The organism is Glutamicibacter sp. BW78 (genome assembly GCF_002332245.1).
GTDB classification, from domain to species: Bacteria; Actinomycetota; Actinomycetes; order Actinomycetales; family Micrococcaceae; genus Arthrobacter_H; species Arthrobacter_H rhombi_A.
In genome coordinates this window covers 1-15,478 of the sequence record NZ_NRGU01000032.1, presented here as the reverse complement: position 1 = coordinate 15,478, position 15,478 = coordinate 1, and the positions used below count along the sequence as shown (strand labels likewise).

Annotated in this window: 15 protein-coding genes and 1 tRNA gene; 8 read left to right on the top strand and 8 right to left on the bottom strand. The window is 66.4% G+C overall.

The window, feature by feature from the left end:
- The first annotated feature begins 102 nt into the window (after positions 1-102).
- The 6 genes from CIK75_RS08690 (at position 103) to CIK75_RS08665 (ending at position 7,268) form a co-directional block, all read left to right on the top strand.
- Positions 103-1,227 (top strand): ABC transporter permease, encoded by a 1,125-nt coding sequence (locus CIK75_RS08690; RefSeq protein WP_086997557.1) that lies wholly within the window; start codon positions 103-105, stop codon positions 1,225-1,227.
- Between the two features lie 68 nt (positions 1,228-1,295).
- On the top strand, positions 1,296-2,030 hold the full coding sequence (locus CIK75_RS08685) for an ABC transporter ATP-binding protein (RefSeq protein WP_086997559.1): 735 nt from the start codon (positions 1,296-1,298) through the stop codon (positions 2,028-2,030).
- Between the two features lie 110 nt (positions 2,031-2,140).
- Positions 2,141-4,213 (top strand): phosphate acetyltransferase, encoded by a 2,073-nt coding sequence (pta, locus tag CIK75_RS08680; protein WP_086997562.1) that lies wholly within the window; start codon positions 2,141-2,143, stop codon positions 4,211-4,213.
- 11 nt (positions 4,214-4,224) lie between these two features.
- Positions 4,225-5,358 carry an acetate kinase gene (locus CIK75_RS08675; RefSeq protein WP_086997565.1) on the top strand — a complete coding sequence of 378 codons (1,134 nt, stop codon included), beginning with the start codon at positions 4,225-4,227 and terminating at the stop codon, positions 5,356-5,358.
- Between the two features lie 158 nt (positions 5,359-5,516).
- Positions 5,517-6,812 (top strand): MFS transporter, encoded by a 1,296-nt coding sequence (locus CIK75_RS08670; RefSeq protein WP_086997568.1) that lies wholly within the window; start codon positions 5,517-5,519, stop codon positions 6,810-6,812.
- A gap of 75 nt (positions 6,813-6,887) precedes the next feature.
- Complete coding sequence (locus CIK75_RS08665; RefSeq protein WP_086997570.1) at positions 6,888-7,268, top strand: hypothetical protein; 381 nt, start codon at positions 6,888-6,890, stop codon at positions 7,266-7,268.
- A 19-nt stretch (positions 7,269-7,287) separates the two neighbouring features.
- Here the strand turns inward: CIK75_RS08665 and CIK75_RS08660 are convergent, their stop codons facing one another.
- From CIK75_RS08660 to CIK75_RS08645, 4 genes are read right to left on the bottom strand one after another with little or no spacing between them, the layout of a single operon-like run.
- The gene (locus CIK75_RS08660; protein ID WP_086997573.1) at positions 7,288-7,599 is read right to left on the bottom strand and encodes an AzlD domain-containing protein; all 312 of its coding nucleotides are present in this window, start codon (positions 7,597-7,599) and stop codon (positions 7,288-7,290) included.
- Complete coding sequence (locus CIK75_RS08655; RefSeq protein ID WP_086997576.1) at positions 7,596-8,276, bottom strand: AzlC family ABC transporter permease; 681 nt, start codon at positions 8,274-8,276, stop codon at positions 7,596-7,598. Before CIK75_RS08655 ends, CIK75_RS08660 begins: the two co-directional genes overlap by 4 nt.
- Positions 8,277-8,310: 34 nt before the next feature.
- Entirely contained in the window at positions 8,311-9,312 is a 1,002-nt protein-coding gene (locus CIK75_RS08650) for an NADPH:quinone reductase (protein ID WP_198962420.1), read from the bottom strand.
- Positions 9,309-10,175 (bottom strand): glycerophosphodiester phosphodiesterase family protein, encoded by an 867-nt coding sequence (locus tag CIK75_RS08645; protein WP_086997578.1) that lies wholly within the window; start codon positions 10,173-10,175, stop codon positions 9,309-9,311. The genes CIK75_RS08650 and CIK75_RS08645 overlap by 4 nt, the downstream gene beginning before the upstream one ends.
- On the opposite strand from CIK75_RS08645, the gene CIK75_RS08640 reads away from it, so the two are divergent.
- Positions 10,174-11,532 carry a DUF445 family protein gene (locus CIK75_RS08640; RefSeq protein WP_241895377.1) on the top strand — a complete coding sequence of 453 codons (1,359 nt, stop codon included), beginning with the start codon at positions 10,174-10,176 and terminating at the stop codon, positions 11,530-11,532. The two genes, CIK75_RS08645 and CIK75_RS08640, sit on opposite strands and share 2 nt — an antisense overlap.
- A 6-nt stretch (positions 11,533-11,538) precedes the next feature.
- On the opposite strand, the gene CIK75_RS08635 is transcribed toward CIK75_RS08640, so the two are convergent.
- From CIK75_RS08635 to CIK75_RS08620, 4 genes are all read right to left on the bottom strand, one after another.
- The gene (locus CIK75_RS08635; RefSeq protein ID WP_086997581.1) at positions 11,539-12,387 is read right to left on the bottom strand and encodes a hypothetical protein; all 849 of its coding nucleotides are present in this window, start codon (positions 12,385-12,387) and stop codon (positions 11,539-11,541) included.
- Between the two features lie 40 nt (positions 12,388-12,427).
- Entirely contained in the window at positions 12,428-12,877 is a 450-nt protein-coding gene (locus CIK75_RS08630) for a DUF2871 domain-containing protein (protein WP_086997584.1), read from the bottom strand.
- Between the two features lie 97 nt (positions 12,878-12,974).
- Positions 12,975-14,255: an endonuclease/exonuclease/phosphatase family protein gene (locus CIK75_RS08625; RefSeq protein WP_086997587.1), complete on the bottom strand. Its 1,281-nt coding sequence runs from the start codon at positions 14,253-14,255 to the stop codon at positions 12,975-12,977.
- Between the two features lie 296 nt (positions 14,256-14,551).
- Positions 14,552-14,624: transfer RNA gene (locus tag CIK75_RS08620), tRNA-Lys, on the bottom strand.
- A 101-nt stretch (positions 14,625-14,725) separates the two neighbouring features.
- On the opposite strand from CIK75_RS08620, the gene CIK75_RS08615 reads away from it, so the two are divergent.
- On the top strand, positions 14,726-15,385 hold the full coding sequence (locus CIK75_RS08615; protein ID WP_086997590.1) for a hypothetical protein: 660 nt from the start codon (positions 14,726-14,728) through the stop codon (positions 15,383-15,385).
- The last annotated feature ends 93 nt before the right edge of the window (positions 15,386-15,478 follow it).

Below are 15,478 nucleotides of genomic sequence, written 5' to 3'. Positions count from 1 at the left end.
CTGGATCAGGATCAACCGATCGGTTGATGGAACGGGGAACGCTCCGCGGGACAGTGGATATATAGGCCATCCGGCCACCACGACCCCCGAAAGTAGTACACCGTGTTCCTCGCTATCCGTGACATCCGCTTCGCCAAGGGCCGCTTCGCCCTGATGGGCGGCGTCGTCGCCCTGATCACCCTGCTGCTGGTCATGCTCTCGGGCCTGACTGCCGGACTGGGTGACCAGTCGACATCGTCCATCGCCAAACTGGGTTCAATCCACGCCAGCGGAACGTCCAAGCCGGTGGACAGCATCGCCTTCGGCGCCGCCGGAAATGCGGAGCCCCAGGCGTCCTTCACCGAAAGTGAAGTCACCGCGGCCCAAGTCGATACCTGGAGGGGCGCTGACGGCGTGAAGGATGCCGAGCCGCTGGGCATCAGCCAAACCCGCCTGCAGTCCGGCTCCGCCGATACCGCGGGAGGTACCACCAACGTCGCCGTCTTCGGCGTCGAAACCACAGGCCAGCTCGCTCCGGCCACCGTGGAGGACGACACCGTGGTGCTGAGCCAGACCGCCGCAGAGGATTTGTCGGTCGGCACCGGCGATCAGGTCACCCTGGGTGGAACCGAACTCCGGGTCGCCTCCGTCGTCGAGGACCAGTGGTACTCACATACCAGCGTCGTCTGGACCGCCCTGCCGACGTGGACCAAGCTCGCCCATCTGACCAACCCCGATCAGGTCGGCACCGTCACCGCGATCACCTACGACGACGGTGCCACCGTCGACGAGGCGGCAGCGAACTCCGCCGCCGATACCGTGACCACTACCCGCACCGGCGCCTTCCAAGCCCTGGGCGCCTACCAGAGCGAGCACGGCTCGCTGCTGATGATGCAGGCCTTCCTGTACGGCATTTCGGCACTGGTCATCGTCGCCTTCCTCACCGTCTGGACCGTCCAGCGGACCCGCGATATCGCGGTGCTCAAGGCGCTGGGCGGCTCCGGCAAATACATCCTCCGCGATGCCATCACCCAGGCCGCCATCGTCCTGATCGCCGGCGCCGCACTGGGTGGCGCCGTGGGGGTCGCCGGCGGATTCTTTGCCGCCCAAGCCGCGCCCTTCCTGGTGGACGCCACGACGACGCTGCTCCCCATTCTCGGGATCGTCGTCCTGGGGCTGGCCGGATCGGCCTTGGCCGTCCGGCGCACCACCAAGGTCGACGCGCTAATCGCCCTGGGCGGCAACTAACGCCCCGGGCCGTCCCGGCACGGCCCCTCCGAACCACCCCTCCGTCTTTGCCTAAAGGAAAACGCCCCATGACCATCACCACCGAATACGACCCCGCCGCCACCACCGCCAACACCGGCTCGCTGAGCCTGATCGACGTCACTCTCGAATACCCGGACGGCGAGGGTACCGTCAAGGCACTGGACGGCGTCGACCTCACCGTCCGCCCCGGTCAGATGCTCTCCCTCGTCGGCCCCTCCGGCTCGGGGAAGTCCAGCCTCCTGGCCACCGCTGCCACATTGGTCCGTCCCACCGCCGGACGGGTCTTCGTCGACGGGGCCGAAGCGACCGGACTCTCCGATCAGGACCTGACCACCCTGCGACGCGAGAAGATCGGCATCGTCTTCCAGCAGCCGAACCTCTTGGCCTCGTTGACCTCGCTGGAACAACTGGTCATCGTGGACCACCTACGCGGCAAATCGGTGAAGGAAGCACGGGTGAGGGCCGCCGAACTGCTGGGGATCGTCGGCTTGGACGAGGCATCCCATAAGCGTCCGCACCAGCTCTCCGGGGGTCAACGTCAGCGCGTGAACATCGCCCGGGCCCTCATGGGGGACCCGAAGGTGCTGCTCGTGGACGAACCGACTGCGGCACTGGACCACGACCGCAGTGACTCGATCGTAAGGCTGCTGCGCCAGGTCACCGACGAATTCCAGGTCGCCACCGTCATGGTCACCCACGACACCGAATTCGTTCCGCTGACCGATGCCGTCGCCACGATGCGCGATGGTCGGCTCACGGCTCCTGAGACCACCGCGGCCTGAGCCAAAAATTGCGGCAATGCCCACGCCCGGATGTGATCGGGGTCGTGGGCATTGCCGCGTCCGGCGTGGCACGATGGGTCAGGCACAGCGACCGCCTTCGAAGGAGACCCATGGCCCGCGGCATTTATGTCAGTGCATCCACCCCCGCCAGCGGGAAGTCACTGGTCACCCTGGGTCTGGCGGACCTCTTGCACCGCCACGCCGACAGGATCGGCTTTTTCCGTCCCATCACCGACGGCCCCGATGTGGACACCGACCCCGTTGTCGCGTTGATCCGCGATCTCTTCGATCTGGACGAGTCCCATGTCGGCGTCGCGATGACCCGAGCGCAGGCCCGCGAACTCATCGTCGCCGGGAATCTCGACGAAATCCATTCCCGGGCCCTGGATACCTACAGCCGGATCGCCCGCGATGTCGACGTCGTCATCGTGGAGGGGACCGACCTATCCGATCACGATGCCGCCCTGGAATTCGGGCTCAACGCCCAACTGGCCAACCATCTGGGCTGCCATGTGGTGGGCGTGATCAACGCGGCGGAGCATACCGTCACCGAGGCCGTGGACGCCGTCGACCTGGCCCGCAAGGGTTTCTACGAGGAAAACGTCTCCCTCCTGTCGATGATCGTGAACCGGGCCGACCCGGAGCTGGCGGATCAGATCCGGGAGTCCGTGCGTCCGGGACTGCGGCACCGCAAGGTGTATGTGCTGCCCGAGATCGCGGAGATCATCCGGCCCACGGTCGGGGAAGTGAGTTCGGCGTTGGGCGCCCGGCTGGTCGCCGGTGCCCCGGAACTGGACCGCGACATCGACCATGTCCTGGTCGCGGCCATGAACGTGGGTTATCTGCTCGACCGCTACCGGGACGATTCGTTGGTGATCGCCCCGGCTGACCGTTCCGACGTCATGGCCACCGCCGTGGCGACCTCCAGGACCCCCGGTTTTCCCACCACCGCCGGGTTGTTGCTCACCGGCCCCCGGCCGATCGAGGACTCTGTCCTGCCGCTGTTGGCTGCCGCCCCCTTCCCGGTCTTCACCGTCGAGGAGGACACCTATTCCACGGCGCACCGGGTCTGGGAGGTCTCGGGGGCGTTGACCGCGGGGCAGCCGCGCAAGACGGCAGCCGCCCTGGGTGCCTGGTATCGGGACGTCGACGAGGACGAACTGCTGGCCCGGCTCTCGCTGCCGGCACCGGAGACCATGACCCCGCTGCGGTTCCTGCACCAGCTGGTGGAACGTGCACGATCGGAGCGTAAGCGGATCGTCTTGCCCGAGGGCGAGGATCTGCGGATCCTGCGGGCGGCGGAGATCATCAGCCGTCGCGGGATCTGCGATCTAGTCATCCTGGGCAATACCCACGAGGTCCGCGAACTGGCTGCGTCCCATGGCATCGACCTGGACGGCATCCCCATCACCGATCCGGCCCGCAGCGATCTGTTGGAGGGGTTCGCCGCCGAATACGCCCGGTTGCGCGCCCACCGAGGTGTCACGGTTGAATCGGCCCGTGAGCGCCTGCTCGACCGCTCCTATTTCGCCACGATGATGGTCCATCTGGGCCACGTGGATGGCATGGTCTCCGGAGCCGCCCACACCACCGCCAACACGATCCGCCCCTCATTGGAGTTCATCAAGACCCGTCCCGGAGTGGATATCGTGTCTTCGGTCTTCTTGATGCTCATGGAGGACCGTGTTCTGGTCTACGGCGATTGTGCGGTCAACCCGGACCCGGATGCGAACCAGCTGGCCGATATAGCCCTGGCTTCGGCACAGACGGCCCGGCAGTTCGGGGTCAACCCCCGGGTGGCGATGCTCTCCTACTCGACGGGCGCCTCGGGCACCGGAGGATCCGTCGACGAGGTCCGTACCGCCACCGATCTGGTGCGCCGGCGCGAACCCGGGCTGGCAGTGGATGGGCCCATCCAGTACGACGCCGCAGTGGACACCTCCATCGGTGCCTCCAAGTTGCCGGGGTCCTCGGTGGCCGGGCAGGCAACGGTGTTCATCTTCCCGAACCTGAACACCGGGAACAACACCTATAAGGCAGTCCAGCAATCGGCTGGCGCCGTCGCGGTCGGCCCGGTCCTGCAGGGACTGAATCAACCCGTCAACGACCTCTCCCGCGGCTGCACCGTGGACGACGTCGTCAATACGGTGGCCATCACCGCCATCCAGGCCCAGGAACACTAGGAGTCCCACCCATGCTCGTACTGGTCATCAACTCGGGATCATCCTCGCTGAAATACCAGGTCCGTGAAACCGGAACCGATGAGATCCTGCTCGCCGGGCTGGTCGAACGAATCGGCGGTCCGGAGGTTCCCGACCACGCCGCCGCCTTGGAAACCGTGCAGGAACACCTGCACGGGGTTCTGGGTGAGCGCCAGATCGAGGCCGTCGGACACCGGGTGGTCCACGGTGGCGAGCGCTTCGCCGAGCCGGTGCTGATCACCCACGAGATCGTCCGCGCCATTGAGCGGTTGGCACCGCTGGCTCCCCTGCACAACCCCGCGGCCGCACTGGGCATCCGCGCCCTGTTGGAGAAGTGGCCCAAACTCCCCCAGGTGGCCGTCTTCGACACCGCCTTCCACCGCACCATGCCCGAATACGCCTGGCGCTATGCCGTGCCCGATGACCTCTATAAGCGTCATGGCGTCCGCCGCTACGGCTTCCACGGAACCAGCCACGACTACGTGGCCGGCAAAGCCGCCGAACTGCTGGGCATCGAACGCCAGCGCTTCCGTGCGGTCATCGCCCATCTGGGCAACGGCGCCTCGATCACCGCCATTCGCCAGGGCAAGAGCATCGACACCTCGATGGGCTACACCCCGCTCGAGGGACTGGTCATGGGCACCCGGTCCGGTGACCTCGATGCCTCGATCGTCACCCAGTTGGTCATCCGCGGCGAGTACACGGCCGAGCAGATGGACCACATCCTCAACCAGGACTCGGGCCTGAAGGGGCTCTCGGGCGAAAACGACATGCGTTCGGTCGTCGAGACTGCCTCCCAAGGCGACGACGGCGCGGAGCTGGCTCTGGAGGTCGCCGCCTACCGGCTGCAGAAGTACATCGGCGGATACCACGTGGCCGTGGGCGGCGCGCAGGCCATCGTCTTCACCGCTGGCATCGGGGAAAACGGTTGGTTGTTCCGCCAGCGCGTGGTCGGTGGTCTCGGCGCCCTGGGCGTCAAGCTCGACGAGATGTCCAATGTCGAGCGCAGCAAGCAGCCGCGGGTCATTTCTGCCCCCGAGTCGGCCATCCCCGTCCTGGTGGTCCCCACCGACGAGGAGTCCGAAATCGCCGCCCAGACCGCCGCCTTGGCCACCGCCCAGCAGTAGTTCACCTACACCGCGGGGCGCGCCCTCTCGCGTCAAGGACTGGACTCTTCGGTTATTTACAGTTTTTCCACAGCATTGACAAAATTCACGATAGCAATAAGGTGAATTCTGTGACTCACAACCATTCTGTTATCCCGCTTCTTGAGGCTGCCCGGTAGATGTCGTCCCAAAGTACCGACTCCGCCCCCGAAGAGAAGCTCCTCAGCATCAAGGACTACCGGTGGTGGATCGCCGGCACCACCAGCGACTCCCTCACGGTGTCGGTCCGTGATTTCGCCCTGCCGCTGCTTGCGTTCGCTCTCACCGGATCGGCGGTCCTGGCCGGATCGTTGATCACCATCAGCTCGGCGATCTTCGTGACGCTCGTACTGGTCGGCGGGGTCCTGGTGGATCGGACCGACCGACGCGTCTGCATGATCTGGCGCGCAAGCCTGGGCGCATTGACCTGGGGGATCGTGGCGCTGCTGCAGGCGATGGACCTGCTGACCTTTCCCGCCCTGATTCTGTTTGTCGCGCTCGGCGCGATCGGCAGGTCACTCTTCGGCATGGCAGATAATGCCGCCCTGCGTTCGATCGTCAGCGGCGGCAACTTCGCTCGCGCCCAATCCGTCAATCAGGGCCGCGACGCAGCCATCGAGATCGCCGGTGGCCCCTTTGGTGCCGTGCTCTATGCCTTCGCTCCCTGGCTTCCCTTTGCCTTCTCCGCCGTCGCACTCCTGGTCCTGCTGCTCTCGGCCCAACGAATCCAAGCCGACCTGTTCCCTTATGGCGACGAGACGAAGGATCCTTCTCACACCCCCCGGCAGGGGCGGATGTCCCGGATCGGGGCCGGCATCAAGGTCATCCCGAAGGATATTTCCTCTGGGTTTCGCATCGTGTTCTCCAACCCCGCATTGCGTGCCGCAGCACTGGCCGCGACGGCGCTAAACGCCGCGACGACGCTGGCGGTCTTCACCATCCAACTGGATCTGGTGTCCCGGGAAGTGGACCCCCTGCTCATCGGCTGGCTCAATGGCGCCATGGCCGCATCCATGCTCGGTGGGGCCATCCTCGGTGGCATCGTCGTGCCGAAGATGCGCGTCCCGACGCTGGTCTTGATTTCCTTGACCACTGCCATGGCGGGCATCGTCGGGCTGGTGTTCTTCCATGAATACGCGTTCCTCTTCCTCTGGTTCACCATCCTGGGCCTGGCCACCCCCGCCACGGGTGCGGCCATCAGCGGCTACGTCTTCACGGTGATCCCCATCCACTTCCAGGGCCGCGCTGGATCGACCCTCACGGTCCTGAACATGGGCCTGTCGGCACTCTCCCCGTTGGCCGCCGGCTGGTTGATCCACGGAGGAAACCTCCAGATCGCCCTCTACGCGACGGTGGCCCTGTTCGGCTCCGCGCTGCTGCTGTTGTTCTCCTCCGCGGCCTTCCGCCGGGTTGGCAAGCCGGCCGATTGGGCTTGAGCCGCGCCCGTGCCAGGGAAGCGCCGATGAGGCAGACTTGGACCATGAAGCACGCCACCCAAGGAGGCGATCGTCATGCCGTCATGGCTGGAGCATCCGCGCTCACCTGACGAACCCGATGAACCGGATGAACCAAGATACGGAGCCCGAACAGGGCAGCCGCCCAGGCCGGCCGAAGACCACTACGCCAATGGGTCCACCGAGTTCCACGGCGCCGGGCCCGTCCCTGACGGTTTCGGTTTCCGCACCGGCATGCGGAGTGCCCGCACGGTCTTGGGTTTCGCCTGGTTCGTGCTGGTGATGGCCACCCTCTTATTGCTGATGGGAGCCATCATCTTCATCGGCCAGTCCGCGTGGATCCCGTTGATCGTGTTATGCCTGCTGGAGTTGGGATTCATCGCCGTGTTCTTCGTGCTGGTGTCCCTCGCCCGACAACGCCGGGCGCAGCACGACTGAACGTTGCTGCTCCGTCGTCCTAGGGCATTCCAGCCAGCCGGAGCAATGCCGCGGCCACCGCCCCAACCATCACGACCAGCAGGAACGGGGCCCGCAGCAGCAGAGCGATCGCCGCTGCCAGCAGGGCGCCGATCCGGGCGTCGAGGACGAGCTCCTGACCGCTGGCAAAAGTGTTCACAGCGGTCAGTGAAGCCAACAGCCCGATGGTCAGCGTCCCGGCCACCCGGCCCATGCGCGGTTTGTCCAGGATCCTGGCTGGCACCAAATAACCGGAAAGCTTGGACAGGTAGGCCACCACGCAGGCGGCCAGGATCCACCACCACAGACTCATGCGCGGGCCTCCCGTCCCTGGTGTCCAACCCAACCCCACACCCCGGCAACGAGTGCAGCAATGAGGATCGGGATGCCCGGTGGCACGAACGGGATGGCCAGCACGGTGGCCGCCGCGCAGACCACGGCAATGGCCACGGGTTCACGCGAGGACAGCCGGGGCCATAACAAGGCCAGGAAGGCTGCGACCGCGGCCCCGTCCAACCCCCAGGCCTTCGGATCTCCCAGCGCGTCGCCGAGTAGGGCCCCGGCGATCGTGAACAGGTTCCAGAGGATGAAGGTCCCCAGCCCGGCGGTCCAAAACCCGCGGCGGACCTCTATCAGCTCCTCCTGGACGACGGCGGTGGCCGTGGATTCGTCGATGGTCACGTGGGCTGCGGCCGCCTTGCGCCATCCGGTGGGGCGGGCCATGGAGTTCATCTGCATCCCGTAGATGATGTTGCGGATCCCCAACAGGGTGGCGGCACCGAAGGCCGCCGAACCGGCACCTCCGCCGGCCACGACCCCGATGAACGCGAATTGTGAGCCGCCGGTGAACATCAGCGCGCTCAAGGCCACGGTCTGCCAGAAGCTCAGCCCGGAAGCCACGGCGAGCGCGCCGAAGGAGATGCCGTAGAGGCCCGTCGCCACGGCGATGGACAGGCCCGTCTTCACGGCCGGGGACTGGCTGAACTTCACCTCGGCAGTCTATCCACGCGCGGGGCCTCCCGAGTCAGGGTGCCGGCCGCAAAACGATCCGGGTGCCGCGGTTCTGCCCCGATTCCAGTCGCGCGTGGGCCCACCCGGCGTCGTCGAAGGACCCGAGGCTCACCTGCCGGGGCGTCCAGACCCCGCTGGCCAGCAGCATGTTGACGGTTGCTGCGGCGTCGGCCAGTTCGCCGACGGTGGCGTTGCTGATCGCGAAACCGCGCAGGCTCGCGTCGCGCATGTAGAGCTGTCCCACGGGCAAGACAGCTTCCGTGGTGGGCCCGGCCAGGAGAACGATCCGCCCGCGGGGCGCAGCGAGTTTCACCGCCGCCGCCAGGTCGTTATGTCCTGCGGTGTCGATGTGCACGTCGATGCCATCGGGGACGGCCTGGAGCAGTCGCGGCACCAGGTCGGGGTCGCGGTAGTCCAGCACCGTCTGGGCGCCGAGTCCGCGGCAATAGCCTGCATCGTCGGCCGAGGCGGAGGCCAGCACCCGGGCCCCGCGGGCCACGGCGAGCACGATGGCCGCCGAGCCGACCTGCCCGGCACCCCCGGCAATGTAGATACTCTCCCCGGGCTGGAGGTTCCCCTGCCGCTGAACAGCCAGGACCGCCGTCGTGCAGGGATGCAGCGCAGCGGCGGCGGTGACCGGGTCCACGTCAGGGGGAAGTAGATAAGCCTGTTCGGCGTCGACGGCGACCCGTTCGGCGGTCGCTCCGGGCCGGCCTGCGAAACCGAGGCTGTTGGTCCAGGCCCGCTGCCCGACCTGCAGGCCGGTCACCGAGGCGCCCACGGCCTCGATGGTCCCCACCGCGTCCCGGCCGACCGCCACGGGAAATTCCAGTTCCGTGGCGTAGACCCCGGAGCGGACGAAGGTGTCGACGTGGTTCACGGCGACGGCCTCCACGGCCAGGACCACCTGGTCGGCCCCACATTCCGGGGCCGGCAGCCGAAGCTGATGGATGCCCGCGGCATCGGTCAGCCGGTCGATGCCGACGGCCCGCACCGTTTCGGACCCGGTGTTCACGCCCGGGCCAGTGAATTCAAAACGTCGCGCGTGTGCTTCGGATCGTTGCTGGTCATTTCCTGGACACCCACGCCGGCGAGGAATTCGATGTCCTCCTCCCGGTCCACGGTCCACACGCGCAGCCGGGTTCCGTGATGGAGCCACGCCCTGACGGTGTCCTCGTGGCGGCGCACCCAGGCAACGCCCGGGCCCGCAACGCCGGCTGTTCCCGCCTCGATGGCTGGAACGCCTTCCTGTTCGGCCCCGTAGACGACGGACGCGACCTGGGCGCCGAGGTGGTCCCCGCGCTCTTCGAGGGCTGCGACCTTTCGGGGGTTCGCTCCGGTCACCAGTTGGCACAGGAAGTCCGGGGCAACCCGGGAGGAGAGGTGGCGGACCGATCCGGGATCGAAGCACATGAAGCTGAGAGTGACGTCTCCGATCTTCGAGGTGGCCGCCTCCCAACCCAGCCGGGTCAGTTCCGCCAATACGGCGTCTTCGAGTCGGCGCCCGAATTCGCTGGGGTGCTTGATCTCGATGGCCAAGCCGATCGGACGTCCCGCGGAGGCGGCCAGCTCCACCAGTTCGCCCAACGTCAGGAGTTGTTCCTGCAGTGTCCCGTAGTCGGCGGGAATCTCCCGGCCCTTCCAGGAGGCGAAGTCCAGCTCGCGCAGTTCCTGCAGTGTGAACGAGGAGATCCGCCCCGACGCGTTCGAGGTCCGGTCCACCGTCTGGTCGTGATGGCAGACGATCCGGCCGTCACGGGTGAGGTGGACGTCGCATTCGATCCCATCGGCCCCGTCGGCGAGCGCCTGTAGATAGGCGGCCCTGGTGTTTTCCGCGTAGGCGGCGCTGGACCCGCGATGTGCGTAGACATGGTGCATGTTCCATACGCTACGCGATGCCCCGGACTCGTTTCTGCGATCCGCTGGCGAGCCGGTGAACTATCGTGGAAGCGCGCCACCGAGACATCTCACCGATTGGACCACCATGCAGCTGATCTCCGACGTCGAACGGTCCGCAGCGTTGCGGCGCATGAAGACCATTGCCACGGGACTGTTGATCGGGATGGCGGTTCTGTTCGCCGTGTCCTTCGCCCTGCAGGAGTCCCATGGGTGGCTCCAATACGTCAGGGCGGCGGCCGAGGGCGGGATGGTCGGTGCCCTGGCCGACTGGTTCGCCGTCACAGCGCTCTTCCGCCACCCACTGGGTCTGCCGATCCCGCATACGGCCATCATCCCGCGCAAGAAGGACCAGATCGGTGAGAGCCTGGGCGGCTTCATCGAGGAGAACTTCCTCTCCGATGAGGTCGTGGGCAGCAAACTCGCTTCGCTGTCCTTCGCCGCGCCCGCCGGGGCGTGGCTCACCGAGGCCAAGAATGCCGAACGCGTCGCCGTGGAAGGGGCGACGGCGATCCGTGCCCTGCTTTCGGTGGTGAACGACGAGGACGTATTGGCCTTGGCCGAGTCCCTGGCCCGCAAGCACATGTTGGCACCGGAATGGTCCCCGACCCTGGGCCGCATGCTCGAACTGGTCCTGCGCGACGGACACCAGCGCCCCTTCGTGGACCTGCTGGCAGAACGGGTTGCCGACTGGGTGGCGGTGAACCGTCAGACAGTGGTCAAACTCGTCGCCGAGCGCTCCCCCACCTGGCTGCCGTCGATGATGGATACCTTCGTGGGTGAACGGCTACACCGCGAGTTGGCGGCTTTCACCGACGCCGTCCGGACCGACCCCGACCATCGGCTGCGCCGCAACATCGACGACTGGCTGGCCGAATTCGCCCGCGATATGCAGCACAGCCCGGACACGATCGCCAAGGTGGAAGGGCTCAAGCACAGCATTCTGGATGATCCGCAACTGCACGAGGCGGTGGCTACCGGATGGGAATCCATCAAGGCGGCGCTGCTCGATGCCCTGGAGAACCCGGAATCCGAACTGCGCCGCGGTTTCGTGCGGGCGGTCATGGACCTGGGGTCACGGTTGCGCACCGATACCGTGCTGGCGGAAAAGATCGACCGGTGGATCACCACCGCTGCCGGCTACCTGATCCACACCTACCGTGAGCAGATCTCGGCGCTGATCGGTGACACCGTGGCCCGGTGGGACGGACCCGAGACGAGCCGGAAAATCGAGTTGCAGGTGGGCCGGGACCTGCAGTTCATCAGGATCAACGGCACCGTCGTCGGCTCCCTGGCGGGCCTGGCGATCTTCATTGCCGCCAACACGCTGTTGGGCTGAGGCCGTCTAGGGGGTGCCGGAGGTGCGGCGGAGCCGCTCCTGTTCGATCGCGCGTTCGACGGCGGTCCGGGCAGCTTCCAGGTCCTCACCGTCCGCGACGCGACTCGGCTCCACCACCTGGCTGATGACTTTTCGTGGTTCCAGTTCCCCGGGAATGGTGGTGGGGACTGGCCCGAAGGCCAGGGACGCGGATTCGACGACCTTGCGGCCCAGGAACCGGTTTCCGACCCCGCCGACGGCGGCACCGAGCCCGAAGGGGATGGCCCGGCCGATGATCGAGGCACCTTGGGTGGCCAGGATCTTGCGCAGGAAGCGTTTCTGCACCTGGGCGCCGATGGCGCCCCAGGCCCCCGACGATTTTCCGTTGCTGAAGACCGACCCCCAACCCTTGACCGGGCCGACACCACGCCCTGCCGCCTGATGGGTCAGGGCGGCGATCATCGCGCTGCCTTCCTCACCCATCAGGATCGCCATCACCATCACCCGGGCCTTTTCCGGGTCTTCGGTGGTGATGCCGTGCAATTCGGCCAATGACTGGGCGTAGAGGGCACTAGCTTCCAGAAAGCCGACCGTAGCGGCCGCCGAGAGGCCCAGCGATGCCGCCGTCCCGATCCCGGGAACCACCGCCGATGCCCCGACGGCCGCGCCACCGCCAGTGACCGCAACCAGGTAGTCGCGTCGGAGCAGGCGGGCCATTTCCGGGCCGTCCGCCCGGGGGTGCTTACGCTGCAATCGGCGCAGGTAGGCCACCACCAGGGGACGTTGGACGCCGATGGCCCGGATGATCGCCCCCTGGATACCGGCTACGGGTTTTCCGTCCGGGCCCAGGACCGCTGCGGTAATTTTTTCCTTCATCCCCCGATTTTAGGCGCCACAGACCGTCCGTGCCGGAACATCAGAGCGAAACCGACGCGCGGGGAGCCTGTTGCGCGGAAAGAACTGCCTTGCGCAGCGCCAGGAAAAGTAGAACGACACCCGCGGTGAGGAGCATGTGGCCCAGTCCGGCGATCCCACTCAGCGCCGGGGAGGAAACATCTGAACCCTTGACGGCCAGGGTGCCCTTGACGAGCATCATGCCTCCGGTGATCGCCACGCCGACGGTCCAGATCCAAAAGAACCAGCTAAAGAGCTTCGGTGCTGCCGCGGAAACGTGCAGGACTCGCTCCAGGACCATCACGATCAGCAAGACGATGAACCCCAGGACCAGGAAGTGGGTGTGAACCAGGGGTAGTTGCGTGGCGGAGCGGTCCGTGAAGTCGTTGGCCTTCGTCAGCTCCCGATAGAACAGTCCGGAGAAGACGCCAACGATCGCGAAGGTGAAGGAGGTGTAGAGAAGGCGGAGCACTTCGGTGACCTTTCGTTGATGGTTCAGGCTGATTGCCTGCCTTCAACTATTCCCACCAACTGCCGATCAGTGATCAACCGATCGGTGGATTTCGTCCCTAGTCCGCGCCGGGGAGGTCAATATCGACCCACACCAGACGGTGATTCCCGCTGGGACCCGGGTCGCCGTAGACCAGGGCCCGTCCCGGCTGCCTGGCTGAGGGCCAGAACACGCCGGCCCCTGCGACGTCCACCGTCGTCGAGGCCAAGGCATAGTCGGTGCGCAAGGCGCCGGCAGCATCGTCATTCGACGTCCGCGCCTTCGGGGCCGAGGCCTTCTCTGTTTCAGAGGTAGCGGACTCGTCGGTGCCGATTTCCGCGGCGCCTTCCGACGTCGGACGCGGATCGCTCACCGATGGATTGCTCAACAACTGGTTCACGGACCCGCGGGCGGCATCGTCTTGGCCCGGGTCCACGCCGAGATCGCCGAGGACCACGAAGCGCGCATTCTTGGGCAGGCCGCCGCTCTGCCCCTGATCGTCGGTGATGTATTGAGCATCTTCGCCGCCGGAGACGTAGTCGGCGACCAACCGGATCTCGTCCGTGTTGCGCAGATGTTGCTGGTTGCCCTCCTCGTCGACGGGGGCACTGGGATCTGCGGCCACGACGTGCACGGTATGTCCCTTGACCTTCACGGGAACATCCCACGTGGTGGAGCTGTTCAGCCGCAGGATGCTGCGCACCAGCGGTGAATACTCCCCGGTGGGTAGTCCGTTGTCAGGCATCGATGACCACAGCAGGTTCTGGAAGGTCCGGATCCCGTCGCGCTGGATCGGGTGTTTGGAATACAGGACCATGCCGTGTTGTCCGGGGAACTCGCCGTAGCCGAATCCGTCGGTCGCATCCCCGACGGTCCCATTGCCGTCCAGATCGGCACCGGTGGGGATCCCGTGGTTCGTCGGTGCCACGTACATGTACGGGTAGTCGGTGGCATGCCGTTCGTTCTGGTCCTGCTGCAGGTAATTGGTGCGGAAACCCTCGGCGGCCTCATGGTCTTCGTCGTAGTCGAAGTCGCTGAGCAGCACGACATCGGGGTTGGTCCGCTGGATGACTTCCGCCACGGCCGAGGCTGCCTCGTCGCCGGGCTGGGACAGGTCCTGGGCCAACCCGCCGGCGTACCCGCGGCTGAGTGAGGAGTTGAACGCGGCGGCTCGCAGTGCGCCGTCGTGTGTGGGCGCCGCCAAGTCTCCCGCGGGCTTCAACTGGGCTTGGAAGCGCTGATAGTCGGGGGTCAGGAAGTCCGGGGCATCCGCTCCTTCGGCGAGCGCAGGCACCATGGAGGCAGCCGTCAGGCCGACGGCTAGCAGACCGGCCCCCAGGGCCCTCTTGATGACACGCACCCCACCAGCGTAGGACGTCCGGCCCCCGACGGGAACTGCCTTGTGGCTTTCTGGGCACGATCCGCCCCCGGAGATCCGACTCGGGTCCGTACCGGCGAATCAGCCCCACGCCCGCTCTTCAGCGAGATACCGGCGATCTGGCTACCAGTCGGTAGCCCATGCTGGGCGAAACAGCAGGCCTGAGCATCGTTGCCGTATTGAAATCTTCGCTCGATGGACCAATTCGGTTCACCCCGGGGACACCCCGAAACGGATCTCGCCCCGCCCCGCTGATGCGGGACGGGGCGAGATGCGGGTGGGCCCTACGGGGATCGAACCCGTGACCAGCGGATTAAAAGTCCGATGCTCTACCACCTGAGCTAAAGGCCCCCTGCGACCATGATGGCCGGTATATATCCTAACGCAATCCGCGCTCTCCGTTGCAGTGAGGTCGTGGCCGGGGTGTTTGGGCCCGGAGTATCGTCGAGTACATGAGTGACGCCCAGACATCCGCAGCGGGCTCGGGTGGACGCCGACACCACCGCCCGACACCTTTTGCCCCGGCAGATTTCGAGCCCTTCGCCAGTGGTATCGACCCCGCCCGCATTTCGGAGGCCGGCCAATTGGCGGCCGAGGCGTTGGTCCACCACGGGCGGGCCAACTCCGATCCCGCAGTCACCGCCCGGCTCATCAAGCTGGCCGATCAGGAGGGTCTGGAGGTGCTGGCCGAACTGTGGGCCAAGAGCCCGGCCCGTTCGCTCCCCGGCGCCCTGTGGCGGCTCTACGCCCTCGGAACGGCCACCCGGCGCGACCCCCAACGCTACGCCGCGTATTTCGCCGCCGGGCAACAGACCGCCGACGTTTCACGGGTCGTCGCCGGGGTGGCCGAACCTCCGGGAGCGGACGAAGTCTCGGCGATGACCGATTCGATCCTGACCGGAGCCTTCGACGGTGATTTCGACGTGGCTCTGGAACGTACTGCCGCGTTCTGCCGGATCATCTCCTTGGGCCAAGCCGAGCACGCCGACGCCTCCGAGACCTCCAGCGCCGACCGGGCCACCCGATTGACCCGCAACGCCGACCTGCTGGTGAAGACGGCGGAGGATCTCGAAGCGGCGGCCCGGTCGTGGCGGCGCGGCGAATTAACCTGAACCGCCACCAGTGCCCCGCCTGATCTGTTCCGCCATCGCGAGTATCCGGCATCCCACCTAGCGAGATCCCATGCCTGTTGCCTCATAGCAATA

What these genes read in the sequence shown, in the direction of transcription:
- CIK75_RS08685 (WP_086997559.1), top strand. Translation starts at nt 1,296, where the DNA reads ATGACCATCACCACCGAATACGACCCCGCCGCCACCACCGCCAACACC.
- pta (WP_086997562.1), top strand. Translation starts at nt 2,141, where the DNA reads ATGGCCCGCGGCATTTATGTCAGTGCATCCACCCCCGCCAGCGGGAAG.
- CIK75_RS08675 (WP_086997565.1), top strand. Translation starts at nt 4,225, where the DNA reads ATGCTCGTACTGGTCATCAACTCGGGATCATCCTCGCTGAAATACCAG.
- CIK75_RS08670 (WP_086997568.1), top strand. Translation starts at nt 5,517, where the DNA reads ATGTCGTCCCAAAGTACCGACTCCGCCCCCGAAGAGAAGCTCCTCAGC.
- CIK75_RS08665 (WP_086997570.1), top strand. Translation starts at nt 6,888, where the DNA reads ATGCCGTCATGGCTGGAGCATCCGCGCTCACCTGACGAACCCGATGAA.
- CIK75_RS08660 (WP_086997573.1), bottom strand. Translation starts at nt 7,599, where the DNA reads ATGAGTCTGTGGTGGTGGATCCTGGCCGCCTGCGTGGTGGCCTACCTG.
- CIK75_RS08640 (WP_241895377.1), top strand. Translation starts at nt 10,174, where the DNA reads ATGTTCCATACGCTACGCGATGCCCCGGACTCGTTTCTGCGATCCGCT.
- CIK75_RS08645 (WP_086997578.1), bottom strand. Translation starts at nt 10,175, where the DNA reads ATGCACCATGTCTACGCACATCGCGGGTCCAGCGCCGCCTACGCGGAA.
- CIK75_RS08635 (WP_086997581.1), bottom strand. Translation starts at nt 12,387, where the DNA reads ATGAAGGAAAAAATTACCGCAGCGGTCCTGGGCCCGGACGGAAAACCC.
- CIK75_RS08615 (WP_086997590.1), top strand. Translation starts at nt 14,726, where the DNA reads ATGAGTGACGCCCAGACATCCGCAGCGGGCTCGGGTGGACGCCGACAC.